The 245-nt window shown below is 30.2% G+C and carries 1 pseudogene; it reads right to left on the bottom strand.

The features are described from left to right. Positions 1–245: pseudogene (locus Q4528_RS15435) on the bottom strand (hypothetical protein); the annotation flags it as partial.

Raw genomic sequence — 245 nt, 5'->3', positions numbered from 1 at the left:
GACCAAAAGTAACGGATATTAATCCTACAAAAATCGTTGCCATCACAATAAAATAGAATAGCGCTATATATGATGTTTCGAAGTTTACTGGTTTAACCAATGCACTTATCATCGTCAAAATGACTAGCATAATAAAACTTAAAATAGACATAATAACTACTGGCGTCGCTGCGGAAATATTAAATAACTTAGTCACTAAAAAGTCATTCATATAATGATGATAAGAGATATAAATTGTGAACATC

The organism is Staphylococcus pasteuri (assembly GCF_030547725.1).
Taxonomy (GTDB): domain Bacteria; phylum Bacillota; class Bacilli; order Staphylococcales; family Staphylococcaceae; genus Staphylococcus; species Staphylococcus pasteuri.
This window is presented reverse-complemented; position numbering and strand designations above follow the sequence as displayed.